At 40.8% G+C, this 15735-nt stretch carries 16 protein-coding genes; 4 read left to right on the top strand and 12 right to left on the bottom strand.

The window, feature by feature from the left end; translation table 11 throughout:
- Positions 1–15: 15 nt before the first annotated feature.
- The 11 genes from ybeD to leuS all read right to left on the bottom strand — a co-directional run bounded on the left by ybeD (position 16) and on the right by leuS (position 11129).
- Positions 16–294, bottom strand: a complete 279-nt coding sequence (ybeD, locus tag H5117_RS01825) for a DUF493 family protein YbeD (protein WP_002958517.1) — start codon at positions 292–294, stop codon at positions 16–18.
- Positions 295–468: 174 nt separating this feature from the next.
- Positions 469–1632, bottom strand: a complete 1164-nt coding sequence (locus H5117_RS01830; RefSeq protein ID WP_002958518.1) for a serine hydrolase — start codon at positions 1630–1632, stop codon at positions 469–471.
- Positions 1633–1731: 99 nt separating this feature from the next.
- Positions 1732–2496, bottom strand: coding sequence for a septal ring lytic transglycosylase RlpA family protein (locus H5117_RS01835; protein ID WP_182695326.1), 765 nt, complete (start codon positions 2494–2496; stop codon positions 1732–1734).
- The gene (gene rodA, locus H5117_RS01840; protein WP_182736026.1) at positions 2496–3602 is read right to left on the bottom strand and encodes a rod shape-determining protein RodA; all 1107 of its coding nucleotides are present in this window, start codon (positions 3600–3602) and stop codon (positions 2496–2498) included. The genes H5117_RS01835 and rodA overlap by 1 nt, the downstream gene beginning before the upstream one ends.
- Positions 3599–5467, bottom strand: coding sequence for a penicillin-binding protein 2 (gene mrdA / locus H5117_RS01845; protein WP_182736027.1), 1869 nt, complete (start codon positions 5465–5467; stop codon positions 3599–3601). The genes rodA and mrdA overlap by 4 nt, the downstream gene beginning before the upstream one ends.
- Before the next feature lie 9 nt (positions 5468–5476).
- Positions 5477–5947: a 23S rRNA (pseudouridine(1915)-N(3))-methyltransferase RlmH gene (gene rlmH, locus H5117_RS01850; RefSeq protein WP_002958522.1), complete on the bottom strand. Its 471-nt coding sequence runs from the start codon at positions 5945–5947 to the stop codon at positions 5477–5479.
- 37 nt (positions 5948–5984) lie between these two features.
- Positions 5985–6302, bottom strand: a complete 318-nt coding sequence (gene rsfS, locus H5117_RS01855) for a ribosome silencing factor (protein ID WP_002958523.1) — start codon at positions 6300–6302, stop codon at positions 5985–5987.
- 55 nt (positions 6303–6357) lie between these two features.
- Entirely contained in the window at positions 6358–6993 is a 636-nt protein-coding gene (gene nadD / locus H5117_RS01860; RefSeq protein WP_024594705.1) for a nicotinate-nucleotide adenylyltransferase, read from the bottom strand.
- Between the two features lie 17 nt (positions 6994–7010).
- Entirely contained in the window at positions 7011–8048 is a 1038-nt protein-coding gene (holA, locus tag H5117_RS01865; RefSeq protein WP_182736028.1) for a DNA polymerase III subunit delta, read from the bottom strand.
- A complete protein-coding gene (gene lptE, locus H5117_RS01870) occupies positions 8048–8539 on the bottom strand; it encodes an LPS assembly lipoprotein LptE (RefSeq protein ID WP_002958526.1) in 492 nt (163 codons plus the stop codon). The genes holA and lptE overlap by 1 nt, the downstream gene beginning before the upstream one ends.
- 1 nt (position 8540) lies before the next feature.
- Positions 8541–11129 (bottom strand): leucine--tRNA ligase, encoded by a 2589-nt coding sequence (gene leuS / locus H5117_RS01875; RefSeq protein ID WP_182736029.1) that lies wholly within the window; start codon positions 11127–11129, stop codon positions 8541–8543.
- Between the two features lie 175 nt (positions 11130–11304).
- Between leuS and H5117_RS01880 the strand changes: the two genes are divergently transcribed.
- The 4 genes from H5117_RS01880 (at position 11305) to H5117_RS01895 (ending at position 15023) form a co-directional block, all read left to right on the top strand.
- On the top strand, positions 11305–11763 hold the full coding sequence (locus H5117_RS01880; RefSeq protein ID WP_002958528.1) for a zinc ribbon-containing protein: 459 nt from the start codon (positions 11305–11307) through the stop codon (positions 11761–11763).
- A gap of 77 nt (positions 11764–11840) precedes the next feature.
- Positions 11841–14264 (top strand): Lon protease family protein, encoded by a 2424-nt coding sequence (locus H5117_RS01885; RefSeq protein ID WP_024594702.1) that lies wholly within the window; start codon positions 11841–11843, stop codon positions 14262–14264.
- 2 nt (positions 14265–14266) lie between these two features.
- Positions 14267–14743 carry an FKBP-type peptidyl-prolyl cis-trans isomerase gene (locus H5117_RS01890; protein ID WP_024594701.1) on the top strand — a complete coding sequence of 159 codons (477 nt, stop codon included), beginning with the start codon at positions 14267–14269 and terminating at the stop codon, positions 14741–14743.
- A gap of 25 nt (positions 14744–14768) precedes the next feature.
- Complete coding sequence (locus tag H5117_RS01895; RefSeq protein WP_002958531.1) at positions 14769–15023, top strand: hypothetical protein; 255 nt, start codon at positions 14769–14771, stop codon at positions 15021–15023.
- Positions 15024–15167: 144 nt separating this feature from the next.
- Here the strand turns inward: H5117_RS01895 and H5117_RS01900 are convergent, their stop codons facing one another.
- Positions 15168–15692, bottom strand: a complete 525-nt coding sequence (locus H5117_RS01900) for a CIA30 family protein (protein WP_182694060.1) — start codon at positions 15690–15692, stop codon at positions 15168–15170.
- Positions 15693–15735 lie beyond the last annotated feature (43 nt).

A 15735-nucleotide genomic window follows, 5' to 3' on the forward strand; every position in this document is an offset into this window, starting at 1 on the left:
AATCTCAACTATGGATTAAAGCATGTGGCGTACGTCATCAATATTGCTGATCACGTTGTAAATTTCTTCAATGTGTTTGCCACTAGTAACTGTTGCTACAAGGCTTACTGACTCGTAATTACCTTTGCTGCTTGGTTTTACTTTAGGGGCGTAATCGCCAGGTGCTATTGGTTGTAACTTAGCTAAAATTTGATCAGTTAAGTTTACGTTAGCTAAACCCATTATTCTGAATGTAAATGGGCAAGGGTACTCTAGGTACTCATCAAATTTAGTATCTTTAACAGGTTGAACCACGACGGTGACTCCTCATACAAAAGTGTGGACTCTATGCAAGCTTGAAGCTTAATACAGATAGGCAATTAGCAGTCTTGCTTATATGGGGCGCATTCTAACATTTTTCAAGCAAAAAAAAACGCCTCACAGTGGAGACGTTTAAATTAGTTACCTAGTTAATAGGGGAGATATAAATTACTGCATGATCTGTAAGCGTAAGTAATCATAAATTTTGCTAAAGAAGCTGCCTTCTTCCACTTCTTCAAGTGTAACTAGTGGGTATTGAGCAATATCTTCGCCCTCTAGTTGTAAGAATAACGTACCTACTTTAGTACCTTTAGCAAGTGGTGCTTCAAGCGTATTATCTAGCTCAAAGTTAGCTTTAAGGTTTTTATGCTGACCACGTGGGATAGTAATTGGTGTATCTTCTAAAATACCTAAAGATACGTTCTCTTTGTTACCCATCCAAATACGTTGTTCTGCAAAGCTATCGCCTGCTTTGTACGGAGTAATTGTTTCATAAAAACGAAAACCATAGTTAAGTAGCTTTTTACTTTCTACTTTACGAGCTCGTTCGCTTGAGGTACCCATAACAACAGCAATTAAACGCATATCGTTTTTAGTAGCGGAGGTAACTAGGCTGTAACCAGCTTCTGATGTATGCCCTGTTTTAATGCCGTCAACATCTAAGCTTTCATCCCATAATAATGAGTTACGGTTATATTGCTTAATGCCGTTATAAGTAAATGACTTTTGCTTATAAAGTGCATATTCATCTGGCACATCACGAATAAGAGCAGCACCAAGTGTCGCCATATCGCGTGGAGTTGTGAAGTGCTCGTCAGTATCAAGGCCGTGGCTGTTGATAAAGTGACTGTTGCTCATACCTAATTTAGCAGCATGGGCATTCATTAAATCAGCAAATGCGCTTTCGCTTCCAGCAATATGCTCAGCCATTGCTACACATGCATCATTACCTGATTGAATAATAATACCGTGGTTAAGCTCATCAACACTAATTTGTTTACCTACTTCAATAAACATCTTTGAAGATTCTGGAAAGTTTTTAGCCCATGCTTTTTCGCTTACCGTTACCATATCGGTAGTGGCAATATTACCTGCTTTAATTTCAGTACCAATTACATAACTGGTCATCATTTTAGTTAAACTTGCAGGTGCTAGCTGTGTATCGGCTTCACCTTCAGCAATAACTTTACCAGTTGTAAAGTCGACTAAAAAATAACCTTTCGCATTAACTTGAGGTGGTGCCGGAATAATTTGGGCGCTGGCTGAGAATACGGCGGCTGTACAAACTAGGCCGCATACACCTTTGAGGATTTTATGTTTAATAGATTTCATCATACTCATTAATGGTTAAAGTTAAAGATTCGCGTTACGCCATTTTATACCCAAACTACCCCGAGATGCGAGCATCTTGGGCTGGTTTGGGTATTAGTCTTACTGAGTGTAAAGCAAGAACGCGTTTTGAAATTGATTTTGTTTTAATTTTTTTAATACTTCGTCTGCATGAGGGGTGTCTTTTATTGGCCCTAAATGCAGTCTGTAAATATCGTCTTTTTGCACAATATTTGTTGGTAATTTGTATTGCTCTCGCAATGTGCTGGCAAGTGCTTCAATATTAGCAAGTGTACTACCTGCAGCTACCTGAATATAGGTTTGACGCGCAGTTGCGCCCGCAAGCGTAACGGCCTCTAGCTTAACCTTTGCTGTACCATGGGTGTAGTAGCCAAGCTTATAAGCGGCTGCGTACGAAAGATCAATTATTCTATCGTCATGAAATGGGCCACGGTCGTTCACGCGTACGATTACCGATTTACCATTTGCTGTATTGGTTACTTTAACAAAGCTAGGTAGTGGCAGCGTTTTATGCGCTGCGGTCATGGCAAACATATCATACGTTTCACCATTTGAGGTGTGATAACCATGAAATTTACGACCATACCAAGAGGCAATGCCTTCCTCACTATAACCCGTCTCATCAAGCATGGGCGAATAGCTTTTACCAAGCACTGTGTATGGGCGGCTAGCGCTAGCACTTTTAGTGGTTTCGGTAACTATAGCGTCTTGCATCTCAAGTGTAGTTGGAGCTCTTAATGGCGCTGCATCATGACGCATACTATAACGGCTACTTGGCCCACTACTACAAGCACTTAAAAGTAAAATTAATAATGTAGTAAATATAAACTGATTCGTGTGTCGCATTATTTTAAAAGCATCCTTTTATCTGTCGCGATTGACATAATAATGCCAAATCCTGCCATTAACGTCACCATCGATGTACCACCATAACTAATCAGTGGTAAAGGTACGCCTACAACAGGTAATAAACCCGATACCATGCCTATGTTTACGAATACATATACAAAAAAGGTGAGGGTGAGTGCGCCTGCGAGCAATTTACCAAATGCATCTTGTGCATTAACAGCAATGTATAAACCACGACCAATAATAAATAAGTACAGGCTAAGTAAAACACATACGCCGAATAAGCCAAATTCTTCGCTTAAAACCGAAAATATAAAGTCGGTGTGGCGCTCTGGCAAAAACTCTAATTGCGATTGTGTACCAAGCAACCAGCCTTTACCTTCTATGCCGCCTGATCCAATAGCAATTTTCGATTGAATAATATGATAACCCGAACCAAGCGGATCGCTCTCAGGATCTAAAAAGGTGAGTACACGTTGTTTTTGATAATCGTGCATACCGTAGTGCCAAAATGGCCATGCAGCAAGCGCTACAATCGAGCTTAAAAAGCCTATTAAACGCCAACTCAAACCAGACAAAAATAATACAAATATACCTGAGCTTGCAATAAGTATAGCGGTACCTAAATCGGGTTGTTCTTTAATTAATAATGTAGGGAGCATTACAATCATAAAACCAATAATTAAGTGTAGCGGGCGAGGTGGTAAGTGGTTTCTACCTATATACCAAGCTACCATCATCGGGACTGCCAACTTCATTAATTCTGCAGGTTGAAACCGTGTCACCCCTAAATTGAGCCAACGCTGCGCGCCTTTTGAGCTTACTCCAAATAAAAGTACACCGACTAGCATTAATAACCCAACACAATAAAGTGGGATCACTAACCGCTTTAACGTGGCAGGCGAAAACTGGGCTAAAACAATCATAGCAAAAATCGCACCGCCCATGCGGGTCATGTGCCTAATCATCATAGAAGACTCTTGCCCGCTTGCGCTGTAAACAACCATTATGCTGCCAGCCATCATTATAAGTAGTGCAGTAAGCAGCGGTAGGTCGAGGTGCATACGCATCCAAATAGAGCGTTTATCGTGCAAAGCGGTCATGGTGTCTCGTTCCTTGCAAGATTAACAGGGTTGGCTGCAAAGTAGTAATCCATAAGTTGGCGAGCTATTTGAATGCCGCCGTGGTTGTTTTCTAATACAACAGAAACCACAATTTTAGGATCGCTATAAGGTGCAAAGCCTACATAAATTGTATTATCGCGTTGGCGTTCTTTAAGAGATTCTGCATCGTAACGCTCACCTTGGGCAATACTAACTACTTGCGCGGTACCGGTTTTACCAGCCGAGTCGTAGTTAGTCCCTTTAAATGCTTTGTGGGCTGTGCCTGATATTTTTTGTACTGTATTATGCATTGCATCTAACGATACCTGCCAATGGCGCGGATCTTTTAAAATAACAGGGGGTTTTTCTTCGTTGTTAATTTGCGTTATGTCGTTATCTTTTTTTATTACTTGCACCAAATGAGGGGGATGATTAATACCACGATTAACTAATATGTTAGTTGCATTTGCAATTTGAATAGGTGTGGCAGTCCAGTAACCTTGGCCAATGCCTACCGAAATAGTATCACCGCGCCACCAAGACTCTTTAAAGCGTCCTTCTTTCCATTCTTTTGAAGGTAGAATAGCAGTAGTTTCTTCGTGAATATCAATACCTGACAAATCACCGTAGCCAAAACGGGCCATAAAATCGCTTATTTTAGTAATGCCTAATCGATAAGCCGCATCGTAAAAATAGGTATCACACGACTCTTCAATCGCTTTATATACATCTACATGACCATGGCCCCAACGTTTCCAATCTCGCCATTTATGTTCAACATTTGGAATTTGAAAAAAGCCAGGATCCCACATTGATGTTGACTCATTTACTATATTTTCTTCAAGCGCTAATACTGCCATTAAAGGCTTTACAGTAGAGGCCGGCGCATAACGACCTTGCGTAGTACGGTTTATTAATGGTCGGTCTTGGTTAAGCAGCGCTTTATAATTTTTGCTGCTAATGCCGTGTACAAATAAGTTTGGATCGTAACTTGGGTTTGAATAAAGTGCCAGCACGCCGCCATCTTTGGCGTCCATAACTACAACAGCGCCACGCATATCTTTAAGCGCATGTTGTGCTATTTGTTGCAAGCCCACGTCTAAAGTAAGTACTAGGTCGCTACCAGGTTGCGGTTGGGTCATGCTCAGGGTGCGTATTACACGGCCACGGTTATTAACTTCTACCCGTTGTGAGCCTACTTTACCGTGCAGTGTTTCTTCGTAATATTTTTCTATGCCGAGTTTGCCAATATCATGTGTGGCGCGGTAATTGGTTGCACGGTCTTCTTGTTCTAATTGGTTTAGCTCTTTTCTATTAAGCTTGGCAACATAACCGAGCGCATGCGTTAGTGTGTCACCAAATGGGTAGTAGCGTGCAAGGCGTGCCTCAATGCTAAAACCAGGGAATTTATGTTGATTAACCGAAAACTTCGCCACTTCGGTTTCGTCTAAGCGGGCTTTTAATACTTGTGATTTAAAACGACGGGTGTGTCTTATATCTTTTAAAAAGTCTTGTTTGTCTTGCTCTGTAATCGCAATTATTTTACTTATTTGATCAAGCGATTCGTCAAGGTCGTCTACCTCTTCGGGGATGACCTCAAGGTTGTAAACAGGTTTGTTTTCAGCAAGTAGCACACCGTTACGGTCGTAAATTAAACCACGGTTGGGTGCAATAGGAATAACTTTAATACGATTATCGTTGGAGCGGGTTTGGTAGTCTTGGTGATCTTCGACCTGAATAGTATAAAGATTAGAAAGCAATACTGCGACTAATCCTAATACAAAAACAAAACCCACGAATGCTCGCCTAGCAAATAAGTTTGCTTCTGCGGAGTGGTCACGAATAGTGGGTCTATGTTTTAGCATGGCAAGGGGTTACTCGCGATGATAAGGATGGTTGTTATTTAAGCTCCAGCCTCGGTAAAGGCTCTCTGCAACAATTATACGCACCAAAGGATGCGGCAATGTTAAATTAGATAACGACCATTTTTGCTCAGACGCTGCAATACACTCTGGAGCAAGTCCTTCAGGTCCGCCAATAAGTAAACTTACATCGCGGCCATCGAGTTGCCATTTTTCCATATTTTTAGCAAGTTGGTGAGTATCGAGTGCTTTCCCTGTTACCTCTAACGTTACAATACGATTGCCTTTTGGAATAGCCGCTAATGTTTTTTCACCTTCAATGTGTAAAATACGCTTTATATCTGCATTTTTACCACGTTTACCGGCTGGAATTTCGATTAACTCTAGCGCCATATCCTTAGGGAAACGGCGCTGATATTCTGCAAATCCCGTTTCTACCCATGCTGGCATTTTAGTACCAACAGCAATCATTTGTATTTTCACGTATTACTTCCAAGCATTGTCTAAAATGAGTGAGCGTTTAGCCCCACAGTTTTTCTAGATCGTAATAGCTACGTGCTTCGTTTTGCATCACGTGTACAACCACATCACCTAAATCAACCAGTGCCCATTCGCCGTCGCCTTCACCTTCATAACCTAGTGGCTCTGAATCTGCATGACGCGCTTCTTTTGCTAAGTGATCGGCAATTGACTGTACGTGGCGTTTAGAAGTACCAGAACAAATTACCATGTAATCTGTAATATCTGATGTTTCAGTTACGTCAATATGAACGATGTCACGCGCTTTCATATCGTCAATTTTGTCCATAGCAAAGGCGAGTAGTTGTTTTGAATCCAAGGTTTTGTCTCAATTTAAAAATTTAATGGCGCGCATTTTAACACGCTAGGAGTTTTTAAGCATCAATTTGATAGAGCTGATGCACTTCTATGTAATGACTCACTGCATCGGGCAATAGTTCATTCTTTTTATTACTTTTTTTTAGCTGCTTGCGAATTGTACTTGAGGCCGCATCGAGCATTTCGCCCGGTAAAAAATAAAGTTTACCTGCAAGTGAGTGTTTAAGTGCCGCTACTTCGCCAGCATTTGCGTGTTGCATATAGCTTTTGAGCTCACCTTTTACAGTGCAATGTTGAGCTGGGCGCTGGTACACCACAATATGGCAAAGCTGTGTTATTGCCTTCCACTCAAACCACTTATCGAGATTGTTAAACGAGTCCATACCAATTAAAAATAAAATAGGTGTAGTGGGGTGCTCTTTACGAAGTTCTTGCAAACTAAGTAGCGAATACGATGGACCAGCTCGGTTAAGCTCTCTTAAATCGAGTTCAAAATGAGGATAAGGTGCAATAGCTGCGTTTAGCATATTAATACGGTGCTGCGTACTAATTCCCGGAGCTGCTTTATGTGCAGGGAGTGCACAGGGCATAAAATAAAGCGTATCTAAATTAAACGCATTAACGCATTGCTGCGCCATATTTAGATGGCCTAAATGGACGGGGTCGAAAGTGCCACCAAAAATTGCGATCATTTAACACCCATTATTTATTAATTAACCGCGTGGCACGGCATAGGAATGTTGAGCGGCTGGCAAAATTTAATACAAATATGAGCAAGCGCTTGGTAAGGTGCAATTAAATTACCTTGCTTGTAACTGGCATCAAACAACGCAACATCACTGTTTATTTGTTCCAGTGTGTGCATATTTAAACGGTTAATTGCGTTTTGAACTGGACCTTGTTGGTTTTTCCAAATTGCTTTTTGTTTAAATAAATTTGCTATGGGTTCGCCATTTAATAAACCAAGTTGCACACTTATAAGTGTATTAAGCTCTTTGGTTATAGCCCACAAAATACTCACCACTTCGGTGTTATCGCTGGCAAGTTTGTTTAGTACTTTTATAGCTTGTTTAGCGTGGCCATTTAATAGTGCATCGCTTAAATCAAAAATATCAAACTTGGCTTGATTTAACAGCCCTTGCATAACTAGTTGCTGAGTAATTAATGCATTGCCGTGTAGTAGCGAGAGCTTTTCAAGCTCCTGAAAACAGGCTAATAAGTTGCCTTCAGTGGCATTTATTAAGCTTACTTTGGCGTCGCTTTGCATATTAAGTGATAAACGTTGGCATTGCTCATCAAGCCATCGTTTTACGTGAGAGCCCGTAAGTGGGTAGCAAGGTACGAACACGCCTAGTTTATCAAGGGCTTTAAACCACGCACCACGTTGTACTTCTTGACTGGCTTTAGCGCCTTTAACAATTAAAATAGTATCGGGATTAACCAGCTCAACTACTTTTTTAAAGGTATTGCTGCCAATAACGCCTGGCTTTTGTTGGTTTAAATCAAGCTCAATAATAGTGCGGGCGCTAAACAGCGACATGCTATGATACTGGGCTATGATTTCTTGCCAATCGAATCCTTGCATTAAAGTAAACTTAATTACTTCATCAAAACCTTGTTGCTTAGCACAGTCGCGAATTTGTTGTACGCACTGCGCTTCTTGAAAAGGCTCTTCACCAAATACTAAATAAAAGGGCTTTAGCCCTTTATTTAATTCACTCGGTAGTTGATTAGCATAGCAGCGCATTATAGTTGCGACAGCTCTCTAACAATACGACGACTGGCTTGCTCACGAATCTCGCTAATGAGTAGCTCAAGCTCTTTTGCTTTTGCTAATGCATGATCCGGATCGTCTTGGTAATTACGGTAAAGCTCAAAACGTTTTTCTATCGCTTTTTCGCCAGGGAGTTTAACTACATACGACACGCCATAAGCAAGTTCGTATTCAGCAACCTGACCATTTTGAAACAGCGAAAGAGTTTGGCGTTCAATACTTTCTTTGCGTAAATACAATTGGGCTTTATCTTTAGCTGACGATACTAGCTCTACGTTACTCGCTTTAAGCTCTTTTTTAAGCTCAGAAAATAAAGTCGATTTTTCATCATCGCCTACAAGTGTTAGCTGTTTTAAGTTATCAGGCAAGCTAGAGGCTTTTTTTAAATGAAAGCCACAGCTTGATAACAAAAAACAGACTAGCACTAAGGCTAGTCCATTTTTAATGGCGTTAAATGCAGCCATATTAGTTAGCTACCACGTTAAGTAGTTTACCTGGAACGTAAATAATTTTACGAATAGTTGCGCCATCCGTAAATTTAGTTACGTTAGATTCTGCAAACGCAAGGGCTTCTACTTGCTCTTGAGTGGCATCAGCTGCCACTGTTAACTTAGCGCGAAGCTTGCCGTTTACTTGTACGATGATTAGTTTTTCATCTTCAACAAGAGCCGACTCGTCAACTTTTGGCCACTGCGCATCTAAAATCTCGCCTTCTTTACCAAGCTCTTTCCAAAGCTCATGTGATAAATGCGGAGTAATAGGTGCAAGCATAATAACTAATGCTTCAAGTGCTTCGTTAGCAATCGCTACATCTTGTTTGTCGCTCAGTGGTGCTTTTAATAACTTATTAGAAAGCTCCATAATGGCTGCAATAGCGGTGTTAAAGGTTTGACGACGTTCAACATCATCAGTCACTTTAGCAATTGCTTTGTGTAAGTCGCGACGTAATACTTTTTGCGGGTTAGTGAGCGCTGATTTATCAAGTGCTTGGTAACCTACTGTTTTAACGTCTACTGCGTATTTCCATACACGTTTTAAGAAGCGATGTGCGCCTTCAACACCTGAGTCTGACCATTCAAGCGTTTGCTCTGGTGGTGCTGTAAACATCATAAATAAACGTACTGTATCTGCACCGTATTGGGCAATTACTTGTTGTGGGTCTATACCGTTGTTTTTAGACTTCGACATTTTACTCATGCCTGATGAGAATACCGGCTCACCGTCTTCTTTATGCCATGCTTTAGTTACGCGGCCTTTGTCGTCGGTTTCGGTATTTACATCGCTTGGCGAAATCCATACATCGCCGCCTTTTTCATCTTTACGATAAAATGTTTCAGCAAGCACCATACCTTGACAAAGTAAGCGGTCGAACGGTTCGTCTGAATTTACTAAACCAAAGTCACGTAATAATTTATGGAAAAATCGCGAGTACAATAAGTGTAAAATAGCGTGCTCAATACCACCAATGTATTGGTTTACTGGTAACCAATAGTTAGCAGCCGCTGGATCTAGCATGCCTTCGTCGTAGCGTGGGCTACAGTAGCGTGCGTAGTACCAAGATGATTCCATAAAGGTGTCAAACGTGTCAGTTTCGTGAAACGCAGGTGCGCCATTTACTGTTGTTTTAGCCCATTCAGGGTCTGCTTTAAGAGGTGACGTTACACCATTCATTACCACATCTTCTGGTAAGCGAACTGGTAGCATATCTTCTGTTGCTGCAAGTTCTTTGCCTTCTTCGTCGCTAAGCATTGGGATTGGAGAACCCCAATAACGCTGACGGCTAACACCCCAGTCACGTAGACGGAAGTTTACTTTGCGCTCCCCAACACCGAGTGCTTCAAGCTTGTCGGCAATGGCTTTAAACGCGGCGTCAAAATCAAGACCATCAAATTCACCTGAATTTACAAGTACGCCTTTATCGGTAAATGCTTCTTGCTCAAGGTTTACTTCAAGACCTGAGCCTTCAACCGGTGCAATTACTTGTTTAATATCTAGGCCGTAAGCCGTTGCAAATTCAAAATCGCGTTGGTCGTGTGCAGGTACCGCCATAACAGCGCCTGAGCCGTAATGCATTAATACAAAGTTAGCGACCCAAATTGGTACTTGCTCGCCCGTTAATGGGTGAGTTGCGTAAAAGCCTGTTGCTATGCCTTTTTTCTCCATTGTTGCCATGTCTGCTTCGGCAATTTTGGTGTTTTTGCATTCTTCAACAAACATTGCAACAGCATCGCTATTTTTAGCGGCTTCTTGTGCAATAGGGTGACCACCAGCAACAGCAACATACGTAACACCCATAAAGGTGTCTGGACGAGTTGTGTATACAGTAAAAGTTTCGTCGTTATCGGTGCGTTTAAATTCAATATCACACCCTTCAGAGCGGCCAATCCAGTTACGCTGCATTGTTTTAACTTGCTCTGGCCAATCTTCCAACTTGTCTAAATCGTCAAGTAGTTCTTGTGCGTAGTCGGTAATTTTAATAAACCACTGTGGAATCTCTTTTTGCTCAACCACAGCGCCTGAACGCCAACCGCGACCGTCAATAACTTGCTCGTTAGCTAATACTGTTTGATCCACTGGATCCCAGTTAACCGTCGACATTTTTTTATACACTAAGCCTTTTTCGTAAAGCTTAGTGAAAAACCACTGCTCCCACTTGTAGTATTCTGGATGACACGTCGCAATTTCGCGATCCCAGTCATAACCAAAACCTAATTGCTTAAGCTGTGTACGCATGTAGTCAATATTTTCGTATGTCCACTTAGCAGGTGCTGTTTTGTTTTTAATAGCAGCGTTTTCTGCAGGTAAACCAAACGCATCCCAACCCATAGGTTGCATTACGTTTTTGCCTTGCAGGCGCTGGAAACGAGAAACAACATCACCAATGGTGTAGTTACGTACATGACCCATATGCAGTCGACCACTCGGATAAGGAAACATAGAAAGGCAATAATACTTTTCTTTGCTCTCATCTTCAGTGACTTTAAATACCTGGTTTTCTTCCCAGTAGCTTTGTACTTTTGACTCTATATCTTGCGGGTTATATTGCTCTTGCATCTATGGTTCCAGACTTCTTGCAAACTAATAAAAAATTGCCATTAGGATACCCCAAATAAAGTGCTATTCACAGCGTCAAAAACGCGGTTTTGATAAATTCTAACCTTCAGTTCAGGTTAACCTATACTTATCTAAGTTATAGGGTGATTTAACAGCAATTTTGAAGGAGTAAAAAATGGCAGATTATAAAGCATGGCTTGGCGATTTAACCAAATGGCTAAAAGATGTAAAAGATCATGAAGTAAAAGACGCAGTTACTCGATTTGTTGAATCTGAGCAGGCACTTAAAGATTTAGGGCAAGAAAGATACGCTTTATATAAAAGTTATTTACAGCGCGATATAGAACATGTCCAAGAAAACGAATCGCACTATAATTCGCTTGCATGGCAAGAGCTTAAAGAGTCCTTATGGTTTGAGCTTTCGCACATAGAAGATAAAACTCAGCTTGAGTGGCAATCTCTTAGTCAAGATTTTAAGCACAATGGTGTGTATCACGCAGGCGAATGGATAGCCATGGGCACATTAGTATGTAAGAATTGCACCCATAGTTACGATGTTTATCACGCGACACAAATTACACCGTGTATTGAATGTGATGGAATCTATTTTAGTCGTAAGGCGCTGCACCCTTAAATATAATTATTAAGTGGCTGCGGGCCACTTAATACGCCCAAAGGCCAGCGAATATGTTGGTAAAAAAAGAAGTTAGAATGACGAAAAAATTGCTGCCACTATCTGTTTCAAAGCTCGCACCGAGTATTTCTACTAATCACGTACATACGTGTATGAGCAATCCATACCCCGAGCAACTAACATTTATAGGCCAACAACGCGCCCAAAGTGCCTTAGATTTCTCTTTAGGGATGGAACTACCTGGTTACAACGTTTATGTAATGGGCGAGGCTGCCCATGGGCGCTTTACGCTTGTTAAAGATAAACTTAAGCAACACGCAAAAGACCGCCCAACACCAAACGAATGGTTATACGTAAATAATTACGATGATCACAGAGAGCCTATCGCGCTGTTTATGCATGCAGGTCAAAGCAAGCAACTTAGTGACGACATAGATTCATTTTTAGATGAAGTACTCGACACATTTCCTGCTGCATTTGATAACCCAGGATACCAACGCAAAAAAAAATCAATCGACCGTGAATTTAACGATGCCTACGACAGCGCTATTACTGCAGTAGAAATTGCGGCATTTGAGCAAAGTGTTGCATTAGTCGAAGAAAAAAATTCAGTTGGGTTTGCACCGCTTGTAGATGGTAAACAATTAAGCGATAGCGAATTTGGCGAACTTGAAGAAACGTTACGCGAAGAGTTTTTTGAAAAAATTGAAAAGCTAGAAGATGCATTAATAGAAGCGTTAATTGAGCTGCCACGCTGGAAGCGCGAATCAAAAGAAAAACAGCGTAATCTTAAAAAGTCGACTGCAGAGCAGGCCACAAAACCGCTTTTAAAAGACTTAGAACATAAATATGCAACTCATATTGGTGTACTGCGTTATTTAAAAGATATACGCGTTGAAATTATAGACGCGGTACTTGAGTGGCTCGATGACGAAGACGAAAGCGAAGAAAGCAAAGAAGACTTTGATCGTAAAGGCATGCTTACCGACTTTTTTGCACCTAATATTTTAGTTGAGTTTAAAGAAGACGATGCAGCACCCGTGGTGTACGAGCCCAATCCAACATTTGGTAATATATTTGGTAAAATTGAGTATTCCACATCGCAAGGGTCTTTAATTACCAGTTATCGCTCTATTCAGCCGGGAGCATTGCACCGTGCTAATGGCGGTTATTTAATTATGGATGCTGAAAAGGTAATGGCTAACCCTCAAGTATGGGATGGTTTAAAACTTTCGCTTAAAACGCATCAAATTAAAAACGACTTACCGTATCAAGATAGCTCAGTAGGTAGTAGTTTTACACTTCGCCCGCAGCTTATACCGCTTGATGTAAAAATTATTTTATTAGGCTCGCGCGAACTGTATTACACCATAGGTGAATACGATGAAGAGTTTGCAGAGTTATTTAGAGTATTAGCTGACTTTGATTACTACTTACCAAGTAGCGATAAATTACAGTACCAATTTATAACTAAAGTTACCGAGTACTGCGAGCAAACATTAAAGTGCACTACCACACAAGCAGCTATGGTGCGTTTACTTAAGTTTAGCTACCGCCAAGCAGAGCATCACAATAAGCTTTCTGCGCGCTTTGCTGATGTACTCGAATTAGTTGCAGAGGCAAGTTACTACGCAAAACAAGATAAATTAACTGTTGTAGATGCGCATCATATTGATGAAGCCATTGAAGGTAAGCAATACCGTACCGGCCAAATTAGTGAAAACATGCTAAGCGATATAAAAGAAGGTCACACACTTATTGCAACCGACGGCCAAGCCATTGGTAAAGTAAATGGCTTAACCGTATTACACATTGGCGATACTTCTTTTGGTACCCCTGCGCGTATCACGGCAACGGTTTATGCTGGCGCCGATGGCGTAATAGATGTTGAACGTGAAGCCGAGCTTGGTAAAGCAATTCACTCAAAAGGTGTAATGCTACTTACCGGTTATTTAGGTAATAAATACGCGCAGCACTTTAGCTTAACGCTTAGCGCTAATATCGCTATTGAGCAAAGCTACGGTTATATAGATGGCGATAGTGCATCTTTGGCAGAGTTGTGTGCGCTTATTTCGTCTATTACAAGCCTACCTATTAGCCAATCAATTGCACTGACAGGCTCTATTAACCAACATGGTGATGTACAGGCTATTGGTGGCGTAAACGAAAAAATAGAAGGCTTTTTCAAACTGTGTAAAATGCGTGGCTTAACAGGTTCGCAAGGCGTTATCATTCCTAAATCAAACCAAGTTAACTTAGTGCTTGATGATGAAATACTTAATGCAGTTGAAGCGGGTAAATTTAATATTTACGCAGTTGAAACCGTAGACCAAGCGCTTAACCTGTTAATGGATATAGAAGCTGGCGATATTATTGATGACCAGTATCCAGAAAACTCAGTAAACGGAATTGCGCTTGCTCGCCTTAAAGAAATTGCCGACATAGTTAATGGCGATAACGATGACGAAAAAGACGAAGAACTAGATAACGAAAAAGGTTAATAATGATCAATATAATTTTGGCGGTGGTTATCGCCATTTTTTGTTTTTTAATATTTCAAAATAGTAAAAAAGCAAAACAACAAGCAGGCATAAATGCACAAATAGGGGCCGATTACTTAGCCGCTAACGCAAAAGTAGAAGGTGTAGTAGAAACAGCTTCTGGCTTGCAGTACAAAATAGTACACAAAGGTGAGAGTGAAAACACACCAAGCCCAACAAGTATGGTTAACGTGCATTACCACGGCACACTAATCGACGGCACGGTGTTTGACAGCTCAGTAGAGCGTAAAACACCGATTAGTTTTGGCTTGCACCAAGTGATTAAAGGCTGGACTGAGGGCTTACAACTGATGAGCCCAGGCGATAAATACATTTTTTATGTACCGCACCAACTTGCCTACGGCGAAAAACGTGTAGGGAGTATTCCTCCTGCCTCAGTACTTATTTTTGAAGTAGAGTTACTGGCAATTGAGTCTTAGGGATTAAATAACAAGGAAGTAAATTATGAATAAAGATGAATTACTTAAAATAGCCAAAGGTGATATTAACTTTACCTTTCAATCTATTATTTATGCATTAGCGCTATGCTTACTAGTTGCAGCTGTTTTTTTACTAGAGATGAGCGTTAACCTACAAATGGGTTTAATAGTTTGTATTATCGGTGTGTTTGGAATGACTATTTATAATAATTTAAATACTCGTCTAAATGCGGCGCTTGCACTTATTGCGCTCTCACAAGATAACCAAAGCACTAAGTAAGCAATGAGTTAGTTTAATAAATTGGTATAAGCCCTACTTTAATAAAGTGGGGCTTTTTGCTAGAAGGGCTAAATAGTACACCGAAAGTAGCGCAACCATTCGCGCTCATGATTACACCGCTCAATGCCAAAGCTTGCTGCTTGATTAGCTTTTAAACTCAATTTTACCCACTTCAAGTTTAAACTTACCTTCTTGCTTACCTGCAATCATAAAGCCTAGCTGTTTTATATCGTCAAAATCAATAATCGGTTGTTGCTCAAGCACGCGGCCGCGATACGTTAAAGTAAAATCACTCGGAGCAAAGTTTATATCTACCCATTCATTTTTTACTGTTTTAAATGAGTGAGTGTACGCTGCGCCATCAAGGTAATTGGTAGTTCTGAGCCTAAGCTGATAGATTTGTCCATCACCTTTAACACGCAGCGCTATAGCTTTAGTATTTTGGCTTTGTGTACTTAGCTCTGTACGTATTGATGCAAAACCGCCGTTATTATCAAGCGAAACATTGCCTGTAAAAAGCAAACTTTCTTGAGTTTGTGTTACTTGGCTATTAGATACACCGCCCATTACTGAGTCGTTAACAACGTACCAGCGCTGGTTTGCATTAGCTTGTGCACTTACAACTAATAAATTAAATACGAAAAGTGAGGATAGTTGTTTGGTGATCATGGCTTACTCCTAATTACTTTAAGCTTATCAATACGGATAAACA

Source organism: Pseudoalteromonas sp. SG45-1 (genome assembly GCF_014164135.1).
Taxonomy (GTDB): Bacteria; Pseudomonadota; Gammaproteobacteria; order Enterobacterales; family Alteromonadaceae; genus Pseudoalteromonas; species Pseudoalteromonas distincta.

What these genes read in the sequence shown, in the direction of transcription:
- mrdA (WP_182736027.1), bottom strand. Translation starts at nt 5,467, where the DNA reads ATGCTAAAACATAGACCCACTATTCGTGACCACTCCGCAGAAGCAAAC.
- H5117_RS01895 (WP_002958531.1), top strand. Translation starts at nt 14,769, where the DNA reads ATGAATAAAGATGAATTACTTAAAATAGCCAAAGGTGATATTAACTTT.
- nadD (WP_024594705.1), bottom strand. Translation starts at nt 6,993, where the DNA reads ATGATCGCAATTTTTGGTGGCACTTTCGACCCCGTCCATTTAGGCCAT.
- H5117_RS01890 (WP_024594701.1), top strand. Translation starts at nt 14,267, where the DNA reads ATGATCAATATAATTTTGGCGGTGGTTATCGCCATTTTTTGTTTTTTA.
- H5117_RS01885 (WP_024594702.1), top strand. Translation starts at nt 11,841, where the DNA reads ATGACGAAAAAATTGCTGCCACTATCTGTTTCAAAGCTCGCACCGAGT.
- H5117_RS01835 (WP_182695326.1), bottom strand. Translation starts at nt 2,496, where the DNA reads ATGCGACACACGAATCAGTTTATATTTACTACATTATTAATTTTACTT.
- H5117_RS01830 (WP_002958518.1), bottom strand. Translation starts at nt 1,632, where the DNA reads ATGAAATCTATTAAACATAAAATCCTCAAAGGTGTATGCGGCCTAGTT.
- holA (WP_182736028.1), bottom strand. Translation starts at nt 8,048, where the DNA reads ATGCGCTGCTATGCTAATCAACTACCGAGTGAATTAAATAAAGGGCTA.
- leuS (WP_182736029.1), bottom strand. Translation starts at nt 11,129, where the DNA reads ATGCAAGAGCAATATAACCCGCAAGATATAGAGTCAAAAGTACAAAGC.
- rodA (WP_182736026.1), bottom strand. Translation starts at nt 3,602, where the DNA reads ATGACCGCTTTGCACGATAAACGCTCTATTTGGATGCGTATGCACCTC.
- lptE (WP_002958526.1), bottom strand. Translation starts at nt 8,539, where the DNA reads ATGGCTGCATTTAACGCCATTAAAAATGGACTAGCCTTAGTGCTAGTC.
- H5117_RS01880 (WP_002958528.1), top strand. Translation starts at nt 11,305, where the DNA reads ATGGCAGATTATAAAGCATGGCTTGGCGATTTAACCAAATGGCTAAAA.
- H5117_RS01900 (WP_182694060.1), bottom strand. Translation starts at nt 15,692, where the DNA reads ATGATCACCAAACAACTATCCTCACTTTTCGTATTTAATTTATTAGTT.